Source organism: Sphingomonas sp. CFBP 13706 (assembly GCF_014842355.1).
Lineage (GTDB): Bacteria > Pseudomonadota > Alphaproteobacteria > Sphingomonadales > Sphingomonadaceae > Sphingomonas > Sphingomonas aerolata.
The window spans coordinates 747,711-766,110 of record NZ_JACYVM010000001.1; the positions used below are offsets into that span (position 1 = coordinate 747,711).

The 18,400-nt window shown below is 63.2% G+C and carries 15 protein-coding genes and 2 pseudogenes; 8 read left to right on the plus strand and 9 right to left on the minus strand.

From position 1 onward, the window contains the following. Window positions 1-20: 20 nt before the first annotated feature. Both IFS44_RS03230 and IFS44_RS03235 read right to left on the minus strand, forming a co-directional pair. Window positions 21-1,643, minus strand: coding sequence for a DUF5597 domain-containing protein (locus tag IFS44_RS03230; RefSeq protein WP_192097456.1), 1,623 nt, complete (start codon window positions 1,641-1,643; stop codon window positions 21-23). Between the two features lie 10 nt (window positions 1,644-1,653). Then, complete coding sequence (locus IFS44_RS03235) at window positions 1,654-3,864, minus strand: hypothetical protein (RefSeq protein ID WP_192097457.1); 2,211 nt, start codon at window positions 3,862-3,864, stop codon at window positions 1,654-1,656. Between the two features lie 179 nt (window positions 3,865-4,043). Here IFS44_RS03235 and IFS44_RS03240 point away from each other — a divergent pair, with 179 nt between their 5' ends. Further along, window positions 4,044-4,841 carry an SGNH/GDSL hydrolase family protein gene (locus IFS44_RS03240; protein ID WP_192097458.1) on the plus strand — a complete coding sequence of 266 codons (798 nt, stop codon included), beginning with the start codon at window positions 4,044-4,046 and terminating at the stop codon, window positions 4,839-4,841. 179 nt (window positions 4,842-5,020) lie between these two features. Here the strand turns inward: IFS44_RS03240 and IFS44_RS03245 are convergent, their stop codons facing one another. Beyond that, window positions 5,021-5,587 (minus strand): hypothetical protein, encoded by a 567-nt coding sequence (locus IFS44_RS03245; protein ID WP_192008562.1) that lies wholly within the window; start codon window positions 5,585-5,587, stop codon window positions 5,021-5,023. Between the two features lie 611 nt (window positions 5,588-6,198). On the opposite strand from IFS44_RS03245, the gene IFS44_RS03250 reads away from it, so the two are divergent. Continuing rightward, window positions 6,199-6,579: a hypothetical protein gene (locus IFS44_RS03250; protein WP_192097459.1), complete on the plus strand. Its 381-nt coding sequence runs from the start codon at window positions 6,199-6,201 to the stop codon at window positions 6,577-6,579. Window positions 6,580-6,811: 232 nt separating this feature from the next. Here the strand turns inward: IFS44_RS03250 and IFS44_RS03255 are convergent, their stop codons facing one another. Beyond that, complete coding sequence (locus IFS44_RS03255) at window positions 6,812-7,168, minus strand: winged helix-turn-helix transcriptional regulator (RefSeq protein ID WP_192097460.1); 357 nt, start codon at window positions 7,166-7,168, stop codon at window positions 6,812-6,814. Window positions 7,169-7,289: 121 nt separating this feature from the next. Between IFS44_RS03255 and IFS44_RS03260 the strand changes: the two genes are divergently transcribed. Continuing rightward, window positions 7,290-7,616 carry a putative quinol monooxygenase gene (locus tag IFS44_RS03260; RefSeq protein ID WP_192097461.1) on the plus strand — a complete coding sequence of 109 codons (327 nt, stop codon included), beginning with the start codon at window positions 7,290-7,292 and terminating at the stop codon, window positions 7,614-7,616. A 273-nt stretch (window positions 7,617-7,889) separates the two neighbouring features. Here the strand turns inward: IFS44_RS03260 and IFS44_RS03265 are convergent, their stop codons facing one another. Beyond that, window positions 7,890-10,610: a TonB-dependent receptor gene (locus IFS44_RS03265; RefSeq protein WP_244649848.1), complete on the minus strand. Its 2,721-nt coding sequence runs from the start codon at window positions 10,608-10,610 to the stop codon at window positions 7,890-7,892. A gap of 861 nt (window positions 10,611-11,471) precedes the next feature. After that, window positions 11,472-13,184 carry a methyl-accepting chemotaxis protein gene (locus tag IFS44_RS03270; RefSeq protein WP_192097463.1) on the minus strand — a complete coding sequence of 571 codons (1,713 nt, stop codon included), beginning with the start codon at window positions 13,182-13,184 and terminating at the stop codon, window positions 11,472-11,474. 76 nt (window positions 13,185-13,260) lie between these two features. On the opposite strand from IFS44_RS03270, the pseudogene IFS44_RS22080 reads away from it, so the two are divergent. Beyond that, window positions 13,261-13,430, plus strand: a pseudogene (locus IFS44_RS22080) (IS3 family transposase); the annotation flags it as partial. Here IFS44_RS22080 and IFS44_RS03275 read toward each other — a convergent pair. The 3 genes and pseudogenes from IFS44_RS03275 to IFS44_RS03285 form a co-directional block, all read right to left on the minus strand. Next, a complete protein-coding gene (locus tag IFS44_RS03275) occupies window positions 13,412-13,726 on the minus strand; it encodes a hypothetical protein (protein ID WP_152555467.1) in 315 nt (104 codons plus the stop codon). The pseudogene IFS44_RS22080 and the gene IFS44_RS03275 sit on opposite strands and share 19 nt — an antisense overlap. A 38-nt stretch (window positions 13,727-13,764) precedes the next feature. Continuing rightward, on the minus strand, window positions 13,765-13,986 hold the full coding sequence (locus tag IFS44_RS03280; RefSeq protein WP_274604203.1) for a transposase: 222 nt from the start codon (window positions 13,984-13,986) through the stop codon (window positions 13,765-13,767). A gap of 95 nt (window positions 13,987-14,081) precedes the next feature. Beyond that, window positions 14,082-14,632: pseudogene (locus IFS44_RS03285) on the minus strand (transposase); the annotation flags it as partial. A 391-nt stretch (window positions 14,633-15,023) separates the two neighbouring features. Between IFS44_RS03285 and IFS44_RS03290 the strand changes: the two are divergent. The 4 genes from IFS44_RS03290 to IFS44_RS03305 all read left to right on the plus strand — a co-directional run bounded on the left by IFS44_RS03290 (window position 15,024) and on the right by IFS44_RS03305 (window position 18,221). Then, window positions 15,024-15,614, plus strand: coding sequence for an RNA polymerase sigma factor (locus IFS44_RS03290; RefSeq protein WP_342366315.1), 591 nt, complete (start codon window positions 15,024-15,026; stop codon window positions 15,612-15,614). Between the two features lie 9 nt (window positions 15,615-15,623). Beyond that, the gene (locus IFS44_RS03295) at window positions 15,624-16,286 is read left to right on the plus strand and encodes a zf-HC2 domain-containing protein (protein WP_192097465.1); all 663 of its coding nucleotides are present in this window, start codon (window positions 15,624-15,626) and stop codon (window positions 16,284-16,286) included. Continuing rightward, complete coding sequence (locus tag IFS44_RS03300; RefSeq protein ID WP_192097466.1) at window positions 16,283-17,527, plus strand: S8 family peptidase; 1,245 nt, start codon at window positions 16,283-16,285, stop codon at window positions 17,525-17,527. The genes IFS44_RS03295 and IFS44_RS03300 overlap by 4 nt, the downstream gene beginning before the upstream one ends. 67 nt (window positions 17,528-17,594) lie before the next feature. Beyond that, window positions 17,595-18,221 carry a TorF family putative porin gene (locus IFS44_RS03305; RefSeq protein WP_192097467.1) on the plus strand — a complete coding sequence of 209 codons (627 nt, stop codon included), beginning with the start codon at window positions 17,595-17,597 and terminating at the stop codon, window positions 18,219-18,221. Window positions 18,222-18,400 lie beyond the last annotated feature (179 nt).

The window sequence follows — 18,400 nt, forward strand, 5'->3', positions numbered from 1 at the left end:
GCGCGTCGATCGGTAATGTTTCAGCGATATGCGCCCATCGTGACGCGAAGCAGCACGGGCTCGATCAGGTTAATCCCGTAATCGGTCTGATCGCCGTTCCAGATCCGGTCGCGCACCCAGACACCGTCCCGAAAATGCCCCTCCTCCACGCGCAGGATGAGGCCGTTTGCAGGCCCCCCCGATCGCGCGCCGAAGTTGAGACGGACATGGTCGCCCGCGACCAGGAAGACATTGGCGGACAGGTGCGCGATCGCCGCGCCGCCGACGGGCTCGTTGCCCCATGGCGCGGGCTCGGTCTTGATCCAGGTCCAGTCCTTCTGACCGAACTGCCATTCGCCCCAGGTCGCAGCGATCGTCCATTCGCCCATCACGGTCGACCGGGGCGTATTGTCGTCGGGTTTGAAGACGCCCCAGGTCGGACGCTCGAACGCGATCTTCGCCCACTCGCGCGCCATGCCGGCAAACAGGGCATAGGGCTTGGCGATCGCATCGAGCGTCGCCTCGTCGAGAGACCGCGCGCCGAGCGGATAGTTGACGTAGCCGGTATCATCCATCCCGAACGGCGCGTAGCCGATCGCGCCACGACCCAGCGCACCGTAGAAATAGCGCGCGAATTCACGCGCATTGCCGATTTCCGGGACCATCAGCGCATTGTCGGCCCGCGCATATTTATCGAGATATTGCGCGACGTTCTCGCTCGCACGGTCATAGATGTCTGGCGCGGCGAAATCGATCGACGGCGCTGCCGCCTTCCAGATATCGAGCACGTCCTGCTGCGGCCCGCCACTGGCAACGCCGGTCGGATCGGGCACGTTGGATGGTCCGGCCAGCGACGCGTTGACGTACATCGGGATCGGCTTGACCGCCTTGCCCGCGGCAGCGATCTCGTTGACATATCGTGCGGTGTGCCAGGTGTTGAACGCACGGTCGGCCTGCGCGCCGAACAGCGCGGTCCAGCTTCCGGCGGGCTTGCCGAGCTTGCGCGTCAGCGCCGCGGGCACGGGCTTCGCGAACAGCGCGTCCGCCGCCGGGCTATAGTCGCGCGGGACGCGGTAGCTGCCAACCTCGTTTTCGGGCTGGACGAGGATGACCGTGTTCTGCGGATCATGCTCCTTGAGATAACCGATCAGGCGTACAAAGGCGCGCTTGTCGGCCTCGAGCGTCGACCGGGCGAGCGGCGTATGGACGGAATGATCCTGCCCCGCCTTGTCCTTCATCCGGGGAAAGCGGCGATTGTCGAGCTTGACCCAGTCGGGCGTGTACCCCGGCGCGGTGTTCTTCCACGTTCCGAACCAGAGCAGGACGACGCGCCTGTCATGCGTGCGCGCCTCGTCGAGCAGCGTCTGGACGAACGAGAAATCGAACTGCCCCTCGATCGGTTCGATCTGTTGCCAGGCAACGGGGACCTCGACGGTGTTCGCATGGATCCGCTCGAGCATCGGCCAGACCTTCGGCAGCGCGGAGGCGTAGTTGCTCGAATTGTTGACCTGCGCTCCGAGCATCAGGAAGGGCGCGCCGTCGACGATCAGCGCATGTCGGCCGTTCTTCGTCTCGACATGCGGAACTGGCGTCGCCTGTTGCGCATGTGCGGCGGTCACCAGCGTAGACATCGTCCACGCAAGCAGCAGAGCCTGTCGTTTCATCATCATCCCCTCAGCTCTTCTTGTTCCGGGCGACCGGGTCGCCATAGACGACGCCGCGGCCGTCGGTACCGATATAGACCCGGCCAAATATCCGCGGATCGCCGCTGATCACGCGGAAGCGCAGTCCCCATTGATGCCGGTCGTCGTTGATCCGCTGCCACGTCGTCGCGCCGTCGATCGATCGCCACACCGCATCCTGTCCGGCCTGCTGGCCGATCGCGTAGAGTGCCGGCCAGCGGGCGCCGGCTGCCGCCTTGCCCAGACCGAATTGCGCGACGCGCAACCCTGCCCCGACCCGCGCCCAGTGCACGCCGCCATCGACCGAGCGATACAGGTCGCCGCCGAGATTGAGCCATAGCAGGCCCGCAGTGCCCGGCGTCGCGAGCAGCGGGCTCTGCGCCTCCCGGTTGCGGCCCCGCGCGCTCGAAAGGTCAGCGGGGAGGCCCTGTGCAGCGACGGGCATGAAATGCGCGCCGCCGTCCGTGCTGCGCAGGACGCGATTGTTCAGCGTGTCGACGACGTAGAACCGGGATGGGTCGGCCTTGTCGGCGACCGGCCGCAGCCCCGCCGGAAGACCTTGGATCCGGACCCAGGTCCGCCCGCGATCGCGGGTCAGGACTGGCTGTTCTGTCTCGACGAGAAAGGTCGCCCCATCGGCCGACACGATAATCGGCGCATCGCCGGTCCGTTCGGACGCGAGCCTGCCCGGCGTGACGAGCGGTTGCCAGCTCCGGGCCCCATCCTGCGACCAGGCCAGGCTCGCGCCCGCGACCTCGCGACTATGACTGCTGCCACTGCGGACGACCACCGCCGGCGCCAGTCCCGCATAATCGAGCGTGTTCGTGTTGGTCAGATAGGGATTACGGTGGCTGTTGGGCGGTGAAACCGTCAGATCGTCGTGACGGAACCCCGCAATATCGCCGAACCCCGAGATCAACGGTGCGCCCCCCGTCGGGCTGATCAGCGTGATGATCGCGGTCTGCTCGATACCCCGTGTCCAGGGCTTCCACGGCACGGCACCGGGTCGGTCGAAAGCGCGTGTCTCGTACAGCGTCGCGCCGGTCACATAGGCGGCGTGGCCCGGGTCGAACGGACCGATCGCAAGCCCAGCGATCCAGTGCCCGAAATCCGCCGGGCCGTCGAACGCGAGGAACGGAGTCTGTGTCACATCCCGCGTGCTGCGCTGGTAGAGCTGGTCCCAATGTGCGCCAGCGTCGCTCGATCGCCACACGGTGTCGACGGGGCGATAGCGATTGACGGTACTGACGGCGATGACGCGCGGATCCTGCGCCGACACCGCCACGCCCATATAGCCCCCCGGCGGTGCATCCGGGCGCCTGTCGGGGGTCACGTCGGTCCAGACATTGGTCGCGGGATCATATCGCCAGACACCGCCTCGCGTGATCCCGTTCGGCCCGATCGCGTCGGAAAAGGTCATCGTCAGGACGCCGTCCGCGCCGAGCACGGCCTTCACCGCGCACATGCTGTCATCCGGCCCTCCGGACACGGTGCGCCACGACCCACCACCGTCATCGGACCGGAAGAGATGCGCGCCCGGGTCCGCCCGGCCGACGAAGATCCGCCCGCGATGCGCGCGATCGAACAAGACGAAACTCAGCCCGCCATGCGTTGCGCGGGACTGTACCGGTTTGCCGAGCCCCGCGACCGGAAAGCTGTCGACCTTTCGCCAATGCGCACCCGAATCGTCGCTGCGCCACAGGCCGTCATGGCGTGACCCGAACATCAGCGTCGCCGGGCGATGCGGGTCGATCGCAAGCCGTTCGCCAAGGCCGCCGCCATCCTCGTTGCCGCCCATCGCGAACGGTACCGGCGTGATCCGCCACCGCGCGCCACGGTCGTCCGATCGCCAGATCGCCGCTTCGCCCCGCGCCGACATGCCCGCCGCGAGATACACGACATCCGCATCGACCGGATCCGCGGCAATGCTCTCGATCCCCATATAGCTGCTGACGGCATTGCCATCCTGCAACGGCAGCCAGGCACGCGCGGCCGCGTCCCAGCGATAGGCTCCGCCCATGTCGGTACGCAGATAGGCGAGCCCACGCTCGACGGTACTGAAGATGATGCCGGGCGCGAAGCCGCCGCCACCGACCCGGACGTTGCGCCACGCATAGGGCGCACGAGCCGGAGAAACCTCGGCGTGCGACGCGGCGGGACGGGAAGGCGCCGACAGGGCGAGCAACGCGATCGCGCTCGTCAAGACCACCCTCTTCCCCACCAGTCCCGTCCCCTCTAGCCTCGCAACCGGTAAGCTCCGGTCGCGTAGCGCCGCTGTATTGCCTGATCCGATAGCGGTAACAAGGTTTGTATGATAAATTGCGGTAATTATATAATCGCGCCGGTCTAGGGCGACGTAGGACACAGTAAAGGATCCACCGCATGGCGATGAAACACTGGATTTTGCCACTCGCACTCGGGGTGTTGCCGGCCTCCGTGCCCGCGCAGACCAGGGACGCAGACACGCCCTATGCCAGCGATCCGGTGGGTATCGTCGCCGACCCCTGCCCGCAACATCCAGCACCGGCCGATGCAGCCGGCTGGGCAACGTGGAAACGGCATATGCTGACCCGCGACTTTGGCCAGTTGTGCCGTTACGCTGCGGATAATCGCGCACTCGCCGGCAAGACGGTCCGCGTCGTCTTTATGGGCGATTCTATCACCGACAACTGGATCCATGCCGACGCGGCATTGTTCTCGAACGGCGTGGTCGATCGCGGGATCAGCGGGCAGACGACCCCGCAGATGCTCGTCCGGTTTCGCAGCGATGTCATCGCGCTCAAACCGCGGGCAGTCCACATCATGGCCGGGACCAACGACATCGCCGGCAACACCGGCGCCGCAACGATCGAGACGGTCGAAGGCAATATCCGGAGCATGGCCGAACTCGCGCGCGCGCACGGGATCAAGGTGATCCTCGCCTCGGTTCCCCCCGCCGCCGCCTTTCCCTGGAGCCCCGACAAACGCCCGGTCCCGCAGATCGCCGCGCTCAACGACTGGCTGCGCGGCTTTGCCAAAGCCAATGGCTTCACCTATGTCGATTATCACGCCGCACTTTCGACGCCGGCGGGGGCGATGAAGCCCGGCTACGCAACCGACGGCGTCCACCCGACCCCGCAGGGCTATGCCGCCATGCGCCCCCTCGCGACCGCGGCGATCGCCCAAGCGCTCGGCAGGTGACATTCCGAATTTCCGGTCCCAGCGAACACGACCCGGTCTAAGGTTCCCAGTGGCGAACCTTAGACCGGTGGCGCCAAGTGCGCGCGTCATGATCAAGCAATGATGGGATGCAAAGATTTTCCATACTCAGCGCCACTACAGTGCTGGCACCAAATCAGGCGTCCGGGCTTTGGAACTGCTTACATCGGAATGACGCGCTGAGCCGTCGCGCTCGCGGTTTCGAGCAGCACTTCCACCGCTGCATCGCTAATACGCCTAGCCGTTTCGAGCGCGGCGGCCGGGGTAAGCACAAAGTCCACGTCTGCAGGACCGCGTACATGGACGACGGACCCTTCTGGGCTAGCATCGCTCGGCTCGTTGCCTGACGTCATACTGAGGCTTTCCCCGGGCTTGTTCGTCACCCAATCCCTTGCCTGAACGATCGACGTAAAAATCCGTGTATTTGGGTCGGGAATGCGTCCGGCTTGCAAATCTGCAAATCCCAACGACGACACGACGGCGGTTCTGTCCGCGTTGAGATGTCCAAGTCGCGCAACCATTGCGCGCAGCGCCTTGGTGACAAGAAGATCCCTGGGCACCGTGGCTCTGATTTCGATAATCAGCGATGTCGGCCGCCCCGAGACCAGAAGCCGTTTCAGCTCTTGCCGAAATGCCGGCTCAAACGTCGCCACCGTCGCGGCTGTCCAAACGCCTTTCTGGGTGACCGTCAGAAGCGGTATCGCAGGCTCTAGCTCGAAACAAAACATTGGTCACTCCCCCAGATAAGCGGGAGCACTCCAGCGTCTCTCAGCCAACGGAACGCCGTTGATGGTAGCTTTCGTAGACTTAAGTTAGGAAGTTCGCACCAACAATCTATATCCTTTGAGTCAGCCGCCCCCGTTCCGCCTCATACGGCAGGAGAGCTTCCCGACTGGTCCGGTAATCCGAAGCGCACCCGGAAGGCCCGCAGCGGAAAGCCTGGATGCCCAGAGCTGCAATATTTCAAGGGAACAATGTCCACATGGCTAGAATCTATCTCGCGTTTCTTGCGTCGGCAATGTCCGGTTTAAATGAGCTCGTCTGACGGCGGTAAAAGCAAAAATTGGCCACTTTGTGGGCCTTCTACTTTTCCGACTACCTTACGGACTAAGGACGCTAAACCGGGATATCGTTGATTGAAAAGCATCGGCCTATAGATACTCAACGAACTCGCAGCTTAGCTAACTCGCAAGGATATTTTATAGATCGGATTTAGCGCCTCGTTGATCAATTCCGATCAGGCGTGTCTGTTGTCGGATGCATAAGCCGCGCCCGCGCTGGACCGGTACGCATCGAATCTCTATATTGACGATGCGCCAGCTTCTGATCGGATGAAGCCATGGTCTTGTTGACCCTATCTCATCTCGTGAATGTTATCGTTGTGACGGTCATTCCAGCGTTGATCGCGCGCGACGTGCCCGCGATGACTGTGTGCTACGGCGTCGACAGTGCTGCGCGGCGTATCCTTGCATGCCTTTACGCGACCATCGCAATGGCCAGCGCCGTCGCGCTGATCGGTCAGGCTTCGGGCAATACGACGCTGTCGATCGCCATCGCCGGCGTCTTGTTTCCGATGCAGATAACCTACAAGCTGATGACCATACCCGCGGTCGGCTGGCGCAATCCGGTGGCAAAGAGCAACCTGGCCATCGCTCTGCTGCACACGGCAACCTTAGCTGCGATTTGGCACGAAGGCCTCTTGAACGCGCGGGGAGAATAGCATTTTCGAACGACTGATGGCAGGATCGTCGGCCAGGCGCCTGATCGCAAACATTTGCGGCGGTCAGCTGCTCCGCCTCTCTGCACGTTAGTCTGATGTTCGCCGAGGTAGGAAATTGGAACGGCGGTTTTCGGGACGGCGGGCGGCAATAGCCGACATCGCGGCGATGCCGCTTCAAAAAAAGATAAAATATTGGGAAAGCCTTAGCAACGAGGCGCAATCTAGCGGCTCTCTAGCTTGCCCTCGAAGTCATGTTGGCCGAAGCGCGGGTGCGGTTCCTTACGCCCCACTCACACAGGGGCAGCAGAGCCTCGATCAGCGTCATGCCGAATGGCGTGACGGTGTAATCGACCTTGGGCGGCACCTCGCCATAATCGTGACGAACCAATACGTCTGCCGAAGCGAGTTCACGCAATTGCTGGATCAGCACCTTTTCGCTGATGCCGGCAACCGCCCGCTTGAGATCGCCGAACCGCCTCGGACCCGAGCGGAGATGATACAGGATCAGCGGCTTCCATTTGCCGCCCATGATGGCCAGCGCGACATCGAGTCCACAGTCACTTGCAGGGTCAGATCGGGGAACGTTCATCAAGCCTCTTCGGTACTTACCTTTAGGTAGGTTCTACCCTCAGCACCAGTGCCAGTCCATATCCCGGAAACGTGCGGGACGGGATCGATCGTCTTTTCCGTCGCCACAATGGAGCTTGGACATGACCGACACCCCGACCATCCTGATCTATGCAACATATCGCATTCAGCTCAGCGACGTGGAGGCGTTCCGGGGTATCGCTTCGCGCATGGCGAGCGCAGCCAAGCTACGGGACGGCTGTGTATTTCTCGACGTTACGGAGGAAGTAGGTGCCGCCGGCACGTTCCGCCTGATTGAAGCCTGGCGAGATCAGGCGGCGTTGAACGCGCACCTCTCCACGCCCGATTTTCAAACGGTGTTCGAGGAAGCCGGGAAACTCGGCATCATCGACCGTCAGGCGGACGCCTATTCGATTTCGGGCAGAGCGGCGCTTGATATGCCGTCCTGAGCTGAAAGAACGCGGCATCCGCGTGAACGTCGTCTCGTCCTGGAGGCACTGAAACACGTCTTATTCGGTACAATTTTGGCGCAACGCCGGGAGCTGACGAAGAGCTGATCACAGGCGTTCCACTCCGGCGCCTGGGGCGGCTTGAACTTGTCGCGAGTGCCGTCCTGTTGCTGGCGTCGAGCGAGAGCGGCAAGGGCGCTACGCGAGACTTGGGGATTCTCCACAACGAGATTACGCGGCAGGCCCCGCCCCCACGGCGAGGCCTGCCGAGGATCAGAACTGCCCGCGAACGCCTAGGCTGATGCGGCTGCCCGAGGATTCGTAGATCGCCGGAAAGGACGGATCCATCGTGTAGCCGGTGGTCTTCGCATTGCCGACGTTGATGCCCTGCAGCTCGACACGGACGTTGCGCGTCACTTGATAGCTGGCGGCGACGTCGAACTGGCCATAGGCATCGCGGTAAACCGGATACATGTTGCGCTCGATCCGCTCCACATAGGCACCCTTGCGGTTGTACGAGACGCGCAGCGACACCGGCCCCTTGTCGTAGAAGACCGTGGCATTGTAGGTCTTGTCGGCAAGGCCGATCGGCGAGGTATCGATGCCGAGGTCGGACTGACCCGTCAGCGAACTGTCGAGGAAGGTGGCGTTGGCGTTGGCGCCGAAGCCGTCCGCCCAGTCCGCAATCATGCCGAACGGGATCACCGCGTTCACCTCGACGCCGCTGACCTTGTACGCGCCCTTGGCGTTGACGGGCTGGTAGACGTCGAAGTCATAGACGCCGTTGACCGTGCCGTTGGCGTTGTAGACCGTCACGCCGGGTACCTCACCGGTCAACTGGCTCTGCACCACACCCTTAATCTTCTTCCAGAAATAGGACGCTGCCAGAATACCGCCGCGCGGGAGATATTGCTCGAGGCCGACTTCCCACTGATCGGCAAGCGTAGGCTTCAGGCCGGGATTGCCATCGGTGTACCGGAAATTGCCGATGCTCGCGATCCGCTTGTACGCCAGATCGGTCAACGCCGGGCGGATCAGCGTCTTCGACGCGGCAGCGCGCAGGAACAGGCTGTCGGTCAGCTCGGCATGCGCGTTGAACGAGGGCAGGAATTTCTCATATTTGCCGTCGCTTGACACCGGCGCGGGGGTCAGGCCGATCGAGCCGCTCGGGTTCTGGACCTGCTGGTACCCTTCCGAATTGATCGTGGTGCGCAGATAGCGGCCACCCAGATTGACGAACAGCGGCACGGCCACGTCGAATTCGAAATCGACCATCGCATAGCCGGCGATCGTCTCTTCCTTGACCTTGTAATAGTTCGCATCGCTGAACGGCGTGACGAAACCGTCGGGCCGGAAGAAGTCGCGCGCATAGGCGTTCGAGACCTGCGCCCAGCTCAGGTCGCGTGCCTGGTAGTTTTTCCCGCCGACGATGTCGGTGACGGTCTCGAGCGGGCTATCGCCCAGCTTGCGGGTGTTGACATAGGCGGTGCTGCCGCGGGTCGGACCCTGGATCTTCTCCTCGCCATATTGACGCTCGTTGGTCTTGTCGGTGTAGCGACCACCCAAATTGAAACGCTTGAGCACCGACGATTCGAACTGATAGCTCAGATCGATCTGAGCGGCATATTTGTCGTCCTTGATCTGTTCGCGCGTGGTCTCATAGGCTTCGAACAGATACGAATTCGGCGCATCGTACATGTCGATCGTCTTCGGATTGCCGCTCGGGATCGTTTCGCCGCCATTCTCGGTATAGCGCGTGCGCGAGGGCGCGTAGGCGACGTGCTTCAGATTGGCATAGTCAAGCGTCTTCCTGGCGCCGGAATAGCCGCCCAGTGCATTGATCTTCCAGTTGCCCGTCGTCCAGTTCATCTCCCCGCCGAACTGACGATAGTCGGTCTCGTTGATATATTCCTTGCTCAAGAATTCATGCTGCGTGTTGGTGTAGGAGACGTCGCGCAGCACGACGATGCCGCTATCGGCGAGCGTCTTGGCGTCATATTCGTGGATCGTCTCGAGCGTCGAATTGCTCGATGCCGAATAGCCGGCAGCGTCATATTCGTCCTCGGTCGTGTCGTATGATCCGAGAAAGGCATCGAACGCGAGGCTAAAATCGTCACTCGGCTTGTACTGCACCGAGCCCGACAGCCCGAGGCGGTTCTGATCGTTCTGATAGACGCGGTCGCCGACCTTATCGAGGAACACGATTTTGTTCTTGTTGGCTTCGGTGAACGTCACGCCAGCGTCGCGCTGCAATACCGCGATCGCCTGGTTGCGGTAGACGGTGTTGGCACGATCGGTCCAGCGCGCGATCGGGCGGAAGTTGATACCCGAGTTGGAATCGGTGCGGTTCGTGCGCCGCTGCTTGGCGACCGAAACCAGCACGCCAAAATCGCCAAAGGTCTTGCTGGCGAGAAACGAGAAGTTGGGATCGATCTTTTCGGAGATCGAATTATACGCGCCATCAACGCTGCCGACCACGCGAAGCCCGGGGTTGTCGAACGGCCGCGCGGTACGGATCAGCACGGAGCCGGCGATGCCGCCCTCCTCGTCCGCCGCCACCGGCGACTTCTGCACGGTGACCGACTGGATCAGTTCGGACGCGAAGATGTCGAACTCGACGTCGCGGCCGCCCGAGCCCGAGGCAGTCGCCAGCTTGTTGATGGACACGAAGGTGAATTCGCTCGGCAAGCCGCGGACGTTGACGCGCGTGCCGAGGCCGCGTTCGCGTTCGATCGTCACGCCGGGCACGCGCTGCAGCGCTTCGGAGAGATTCTGCTCGGGGAAGTCCGCGATATCGGTGGCGATGATCGAGTCCGAAAAGCCGATCGTGTTGCGCTTCATGTCGATCGCTTCTTCGAGGCTGCGGCGATACCCCGAGACGAGGATCTCGTCGCCCGTATCGGCCTCCTGGCTGACGGGCGCCGCGACGGTTTGGGCAGCGGCCGGCGCCACGGACAGTGCTGCGGTCGCGGCTCCCAGGAGCAGGGACGCCATGCGGTCGACATGCTTCAAACTACGGATCATTGTTCGGTTTCCCCCGGTGCTGATATGCCAGTGACACCTCGCGAGGTGATCGCTGGACGTGCGACTTCGCGCCCCGAACGTGTGCGTTCGAGATTATGACAGATTTCATTTAATGGAACGGCAGTCCGCCGGCGGTGATACGTTGGCTCTAGTGCACGCGACGACTATTGATCGGGCAGACCAGACAATTCTTCATGCCGTCACGTTGCAGCAGAAAGCGTACGCGTCGCCCGACTTTATCGCTTACATCGGCTTGTCAAAATGACGAACGCCAGCAACCAGCCAAGATCTAAAACATCGCGCCCCCAATTACCGCATCCGGCTCCAGGCTGAATGCGGTAAACTTGTGACGTGCATGTTACGATGCGGCATGACTTGATCGTCACGTCGATGGCTTTGGCATATATTCGGATCAGCACAGCCAATGGCTGGACGTGATTTTCGCGTCAGGGCCCGAAGCTCCGGAAAGCATTTCCATACCGCTAGGTGTTTGAAAACACCGCGCCTGTCATTCTGGTGCCATCAAACGCAGCTAGGGAAAGTGCTTGCAGTAGAGGGTATTCCCGATGTCCAGCGCTACCTCGCTCGTTCCCCATCAAATAGTCGATTGCATGTCGACGGGCCGGTCCCCGACCGCAGCGGACCTGGACAATGTCGCTGCGCGGATGTGGCGCGAAGGCGCGCGTGACCGTTCGGCATTCTCTTGGGGCGAGCTTTCGCCCACAACTGCCGATCGCATCGTGGCAATGCGGGCCGCGGTCCTCGCGTTGGAGGGCAGCGGTCTACGCTGAACCGCGCCCGTGCGATGCTCCGGATCGACGACGCGTAGCCTCAAGTTGCGTGCAGCGTCTCGAAGAAGCGCAACAGGGCGGCGTCGATTGACGATGCACCGTTTTCGACCAACCGTGACTCCATGCGGACCTTGGCTGCCATCCCCGTCGTGCTTTGCGTCGCGACGGATACATGCGTCACCAGACGCCCGATCAGATCCAGGTCTGTCGCGGTTCCATCCACGTTCCGGCTGATGGCCTGGCCGCTCTGCGCCTGTTCGCCAATGCTCGACGCGAGATCATCGGTACCGCGAGCCATGTCCTCGACCATTGCGCGGATATGTAGCAGACCAGCATAGGCTGCCGCGGTGCCGCGTTGCATACCAGCTATCTGCTCGGCAATTTCGCCCGTAGCGTCCGCGGTCTGCGCGGCCAGAGATTTCACGGCGTCGGCAACGACCGCAAACCCCTTTCCGGCCTCGCCGACACGGGCCGCCTCCATGGCGGCGTTCAACGCGAGGAGCTTGGTTCGTGCAGCAATGGTCCTGATGACTCCGACGATTGCACCAATTGCGCGGGCGTCATTCTGGACGTCCGTCATATCCTGTGCGAGCCGTGCCGCGCAGTCCGCAGCCTCTGCGCTGAGATCGGCAGACAGACGTGTACTCTGGCTGGACTGACTTATCGCGCCCATAAACTGGTTCGTTGCCGCGGCAATATCCGTTGCTCCGTCGATCGCTCGCCTGACGGCTACGCCGACACTACCAAGCTCGCGGGTCGCGTCGGTCGAATGATCCTCGAGTTCGCCCGATGTCGTGGACAATTGTCCGGCTGCTCCGCGAAGCTCGGCAAGCACGTTCGCTATCTCGCCTTCCAACGTGGTTGCGGCCTGTCGGACGATGCGGTCACGTTCCGCCTCGGCTGTCTGTGCCGTGCGCCGCGCATCTTCGATTTGACGTTCGCGCTGAACCTCTGCCAACCGCTGCCGGCCATTATCGGCTTCCAACCGTCCGCGCTCCACGACCGAGGCCCGAAAGACTTCGATCGCGCGTGACATCCGACCGATCTCATCGGTTCGTTCTGCATGCGGCGTGCGACCTTCTGCATTCCCTCCGGCGATCACCGCCAATGTGTGTTCGATGTCCAGCAACGGGCGGACAATGGTCCGTTGGACGATCACCACCGTGCCGTATGCGGACAGTGCGAACAGGATGATGCCTGCCGCGACACTGATTGCGACCTCTTGCCGCTCCAGATCATGGGCGTTCCGGAACAGACGCTCGACCTCGTCTTCCTGGGACGCGATGAGGGTATCGGCGATTTTGGATGCCATCCGCTCGTTGGGACGGACGTCATCGCGAAAGACGGTCCAAGCCCGATCCTGGCGATTCCTCGTGGCGTTGTTAGCCATGATCGCCAACTGACGTAATACGATGATCTGACTGGCGATATATGGGCTCCGTGCACTCAACCCTGCGATGGGGTTTCGCACCAGCTGGGCAAGCTGCGTCCGCATCTGGTTTGACCGTTTCGCGAATTTCCGATGGATAATCGCAAGTGCGCGAGGATCGCGTTCGAGCAGTAGGTTCAGCGCGTCACGCTGCAACGAGCGACTGATCGACCGCACCTCGATCAGGTTGATCCGAACGGTCTGGCCGGCATTCGCCGCATCGCGCGCCGTCTGAACACGGTCTCTGGTACCGTGCCCGATCAGGCCCAGCAGGCACACCAGCCCCAGCATGATGGCGACGGGTACCATCAGCCGTGCGACCATGCTCCGCGACCAGAGTCTTAACGTTCGATTTGTCATAGGCGGCCGCTACGGCGCGCATCTTAATCCTGTGTGACAGATGCTGAACAACGCAGGTCTGAAAGACCTGTTGTCAAAAAAACGGTGACGCCTGCAGTGAAGCAGCAAGCAGTCGCGCATCTCCGGACGGTGCTGGGGATGAGCGAGCGGCGGGCGTATGCTGTCGTCGAAGCGGATCGCACGAGAATGCGCTATCGCTCGTGCCGGGGGATGAAGGCGACCGGCGGTCGCGTCCCAAGCGCGCGCTCGAGGCCGCTACGCTTGCGCACCGTCACCTGCTCGTCGCGATACAACCGATACACGTTCTTCAGGTTCATGCCTCTCCTCTCGCGCCTGAGCGGGATCGCCAGCCGCCGGTAGCCGAACCAACGACGCTCGTTCGCGATCTCGCGCATCCGGACGCGGGCAGCATCGTCCTGCCCGCGAAGCGGCTCATAATGCCATGCCGACCGATTGACCCCGATAAGCCCGCAGGCACGCCCCTCGGAGAAACCGTGGTCAGCCATCAGCTCCTCCACTGCAGCGTAGCGCTTCGCAGACCGGATCAGTTTATTTCCAGCAGATCCTTCAGCCGACGGTTCTTGTCCTCGAGCGCCCGCAACCGCGCCGCCTCCGACACGGTCATCCCGCCGTATTTCGCCTTCCAGTTGTAGAACGTCGCGTCACTAATCCCGTGCTTCCGGCACAACTCGGCGGTTTTCACGCCGGCCTCATACTCGCGCAGCACGCCAATGATCCAATCCCCGGTAAATCGGCCTCGCCGCATCACTCGTTTCAACTGACGAGCAAATTTCCCAATGGCATGATTTTGGGGAGCAGATCCGACCTCGTCGCATTTTCCAAGAAACGGGGACAGCCGCGACGCTTTCCCGCGGTGTCGAGGATGCCGAGGTAGCGCTGGATGCTTGCATCGACCTGATCCATCCGGCGCCGGATCGTGAGCGGCGTGAAGTTACGGTCGCGCGCATTCATCGCGCGAAAGCGGCTCCCGTCCACCGCGACCGTGCCGCCCGCGATGAGGCCGAGCTGCCGACACAACAGCACGAAGCGGTGACAGGCCGCCTGGATCGCAGCCCGTGTTCGCGTCGGAAGTCGGCGATGGTCTTGATATCCAGTGCGAGCTTGCCCGTCAGCCACATCAGCTCGACGTTGCGGCCCGCCTTGCGCTCCAGGCGTCGGCTCGACTGAACCTGATTCAGATAGCCGTAGACCTAGAGCTTGACTAACGTCGCCGGATGATAGCCTGGCCGACCCGTCGCAGCGGCGCCGGCAAACCCCAGCGTCGCCAGATCCAGTTCGTCGACGAACACATCGACAATGCGCACGGTGCTGTCTTCCGCAGCGTCATCGTCTACGCAGGGCGGCAGAAAAAGCTGCTCCCGGCGGTCACACCCCTCGATGAAACGACCCATCCGACGTCTCCAGATGACGCAGCCAAGCATAGCCTAACAAGACGTTTTCACACAGCCTCGGTGGTAAGCGTGCGGTCGCTTTTGAGTGACTATCGTCGCAAGTGGACCTTCGTTCAGGCGGTCGGGTAAGGGGCCAACCGGCCGCTTTCTGGTCGGACGCGGACCGTCCTGTTCCGGCACGAAGAGCAACGTTTCTGCCGCGTGTTCATGCTCGCGAGGGTGAGCGGAATTGGCTTATCGTCTCGCGCTGATTGCTGGCAACGTTAACGAGGCGTCGGCCCGTGTGCACGTTGAGGACCGCTCATCCAGGACTGGACTGTATCGCCATGCGAAGTTGCGATTGAACCATTTCCTGCCGGAAAGACACTAACGGGCGAACAGGAGGACCGGAGTGGCAGGGGTCGGGTCTGCGGCGCCGCGCGCCAAGGACGGACACGGTATCGGCGAGGCCGCGCTGATCGATCGCATCCGTGCGCGCGATCGGCGGGCGTTCGAGATGCTCTATCGCGCGTGGGACGCCCGATTGTCACGCTTCCTCCTCAATTTGTTACGCCGCCCGCATCTCGTGGAGGAGGTGCGGAACGATACCATGATGGTCGTGTGGAACCGGATCGGAGGCTTTAATGGTGAGAGCCGGCTGTCGACCTGGATGTTCGGAATTGCCTATCGCCAGGGCCTTGCGGCGCTGCGCAAGCTGGACGAACCGGTCGATGACGACCGCTCGGAAGCACTCGCCAGCGACGCCGCGACACCCGAGGAGAACAGCCGGGCGGTCCGCGTGAAGCTGGCGCTGGCCGAAGCCATCGAAGGCTTGTCCGTGTCGCACCGTGCCGTCGTCAACCTGACCTATTACCAGGACTTCAGCTACCGCGAGATTGCCGAAATCATGGATTGCCCCGTCGATACCGTGAAGACGCGGATGTTTCACGCCCGCCGCCACCTCAAGCAAAGCCTTCCCGGCGATCTGTCGGACTGGCTCTAGAACAGGACAATGACCCAGATCCTTCCCTTCCCCACCGACCGGCATGCCGAGGTGCACCTGCTGCTGCCTTGGTACGTTACCGGGCAGCTGGATGCCGTGGAGACCGCGTTCGTCGCCGAGCATCTCGCCGAGTGCGGTGCATGCCGCGCGGATCTGGTGCAGGAGCGGCATCTGGCGGATGCGGTCGCGCGGGATACGGGTGAAACCGGCGATAGCTGGGCGGCGATGGCGGCGCGGCTCGACGCGACGAGCAGCGTGTCGGTCGCGACGGCTGCGCAGCGACGCCGCACACGCGATCCGTTGCGCGCGGCACGTCGCGCCGTCATGCGCCCCCGGACGCTACGCTGGGTGGTCGCAGCGCAATTCGTCGCCGTACTCGCGCTCGGCGCGCAGACGCTGACGCAGCGATCCGATGGGCGGCCGGGCGCGTATCATGTGCTGGGCGACGCGGGTGCAACACACAGCGGCAACGTGCTGGCGATGTTTCGGCCCGAGGCGAGCGAAGCGGCGTTCCGTCGGGCACTCCAGGCAAGCGGCGCGAGACTGGTCGACGGGCCGACCGCGTCCGGCGCCTATGTCCTCGCGGTACCGGGCGACGCGGCGCTTGCACGGCTGCGGCGCGACGCGGACGTGACGATGGCGGAACCGATCGAACAGGCGCCCGCAAAATGAATCGCGCGCTTTTGCTCCTCGCGCTCGCGATCACGGCCACGCCGTCGATGGCGACCGCGCAACGCCCGGCAGGCGCGGCGGCCGCACCATCGCCGAGCCCCGACGCGATGGCGGATCGCCGCATCCTGGTGATGCTCAGGCTCGCCCCGGAGCACTATCGCCCGGGCACCGACTATGGCGGCGGCTACGGTGATCCAACGAGCGCACAGGCGCGACGCGGACTGGCGGCGCGGATCGCGCGCAAGGAAGGGTTGCGGCTGGAGACCGGCTGGCCGATGCCGATCCTTGGGATCGACTGCATGGTAATGATCGTCCCCGAAGGCCGATCACTCGAGGGAACCGCCGAGCGGATTTCGCACCTGTCAGGCGTCGCCTGGTCACAGCCGCTCCACCGCTACGCGACGCAGGGCCAGGCGCCGGCCTTCTACAATGATCGCCTGTTCCGTGCCCAGCCCGCGACGCGCGGCTGGCAGCTCGCGGCGCTCCACCGGATGGCGACCGGCAACGGCATCACGGTGGCGATCATCGACAGCGGGATCGATGCCGGCCACCCCGATCTTCGCGGGCAATTGATGATCAATCGCGATTTTGTCGCCGATGCCGCGACCGTGGGGGCAGAAACCCATGGGACCGGCGTCGCAGGGATCATCGGCGCGCGGGCGAACAACGCGGTCGGAATCGCGGGTATTGCGCCTGGTGCGCGCCTCATGGGGCTGCGCGCATGCTGGCAACCCGGCGGCACCGCAGGAACGATCTGCGACACGCTGAGCCTCGCCAAGGCGCTGACCTTCGCGATCGAGCGCAAGGCGCGCGTCGTCAATCTCAGCCTGACAGGGCCGTTCGATCAGCTGCTCGCCCGGCTTGTCCAGGTCGGCATCGCGCGCGGCGTCGCGTTCGTCGCGGCGGTCGATCCGGAGACGGGCTCGGGCTTCCCGGCGGCGCTGCCCGGCGTTGTCGCGGTCGCAGACGATGGAGTGGCGGGAACGCGAACCGGGGTTTACATTGCCCCCGGGCGGGACGTGCCGACCACGGAGCCGGGCGGTCGATGGTATCTGGTCAGTGGAAATTCCTATGCGGCAGCACATGTCAGCGGGCTGATGGCGCTCATGCAGGAATTGCGCCCCGGCAAGACGGGCCAGTCTTTTGTGTCCGCGCGCAGCGGCGGCGGCGTCATTGATGCGTGCGACACGCTCCAACATTTGGCGCGGTCCGGCAGCGCGCGCTGTTCCGTGCCGAATTAGGCGGCGGCGGGCGCGCGGTCTGCACGGTCTTGCAATATGCTCGATCGGCCTCGTCCCCGTGCCTGCGATGGCGCAAACCGGGTTCGAGATTTCCGTCGCATCGGATGACCGCTTTCGCGGACAGACGGTCAGCGGCGATCGACCGATCGGCACCGCGACGCTGGCCTATGACGATGTCCGTGGGCTTTATGCCGGTATTTCGGCGACGGTCGTTGCGACGCGAGACAGCGGCGTCCGGCCGCACCGTTCGGTACAGTATGTCGGTTACGCCAGACGTCTCAGCGGCGCGCTGACCTTCGACATCGGCATCACCAATCGGGTCTATAGCCGGTTCTTTACCGGCGACTATGCACGCCGTTTGACCGAAGCCTATGTCGGACTGATCGGGCGGCGCGTGCAGTCGCATCTCTACCTGACGCCCGATTATGACGGCCGCGGCGGCGAAGCGGCCTATGTGGACGTCAACGCGACGCTGGTCGAGCACGGCCCTTGGTCCCTGGCGGGCCATGGCGGGGTCCTGACGCCACCATGCGATCCCGGCAGGCCGCGATTCATCGAGCTCGACTGGCGACTGGGTGTCGCGCGCCGGTTCGATAGACTCGCCATCACCGTGCAATGGGCAGGCAATGGCCCAAACCATGACAGCGGACGCTGGCAGAGCGGTCTCATCCTTGGTGCGCGACGCAGTTTCTAAAAAAGTTCCAATGGTTTGAACCGTTTTTTGCGCGCGCGACACTAACGCATGTCACCGCCTGCAGCGGTGATGGGATGCGGTCGGAACAACCTTCGAGCGACGCAAGAACGCCCAATTTCGACAGGATCCGACACACCGAAACCCGCCGCGGAGTCTTGCTGCGCGGCATGTCAGGAGAA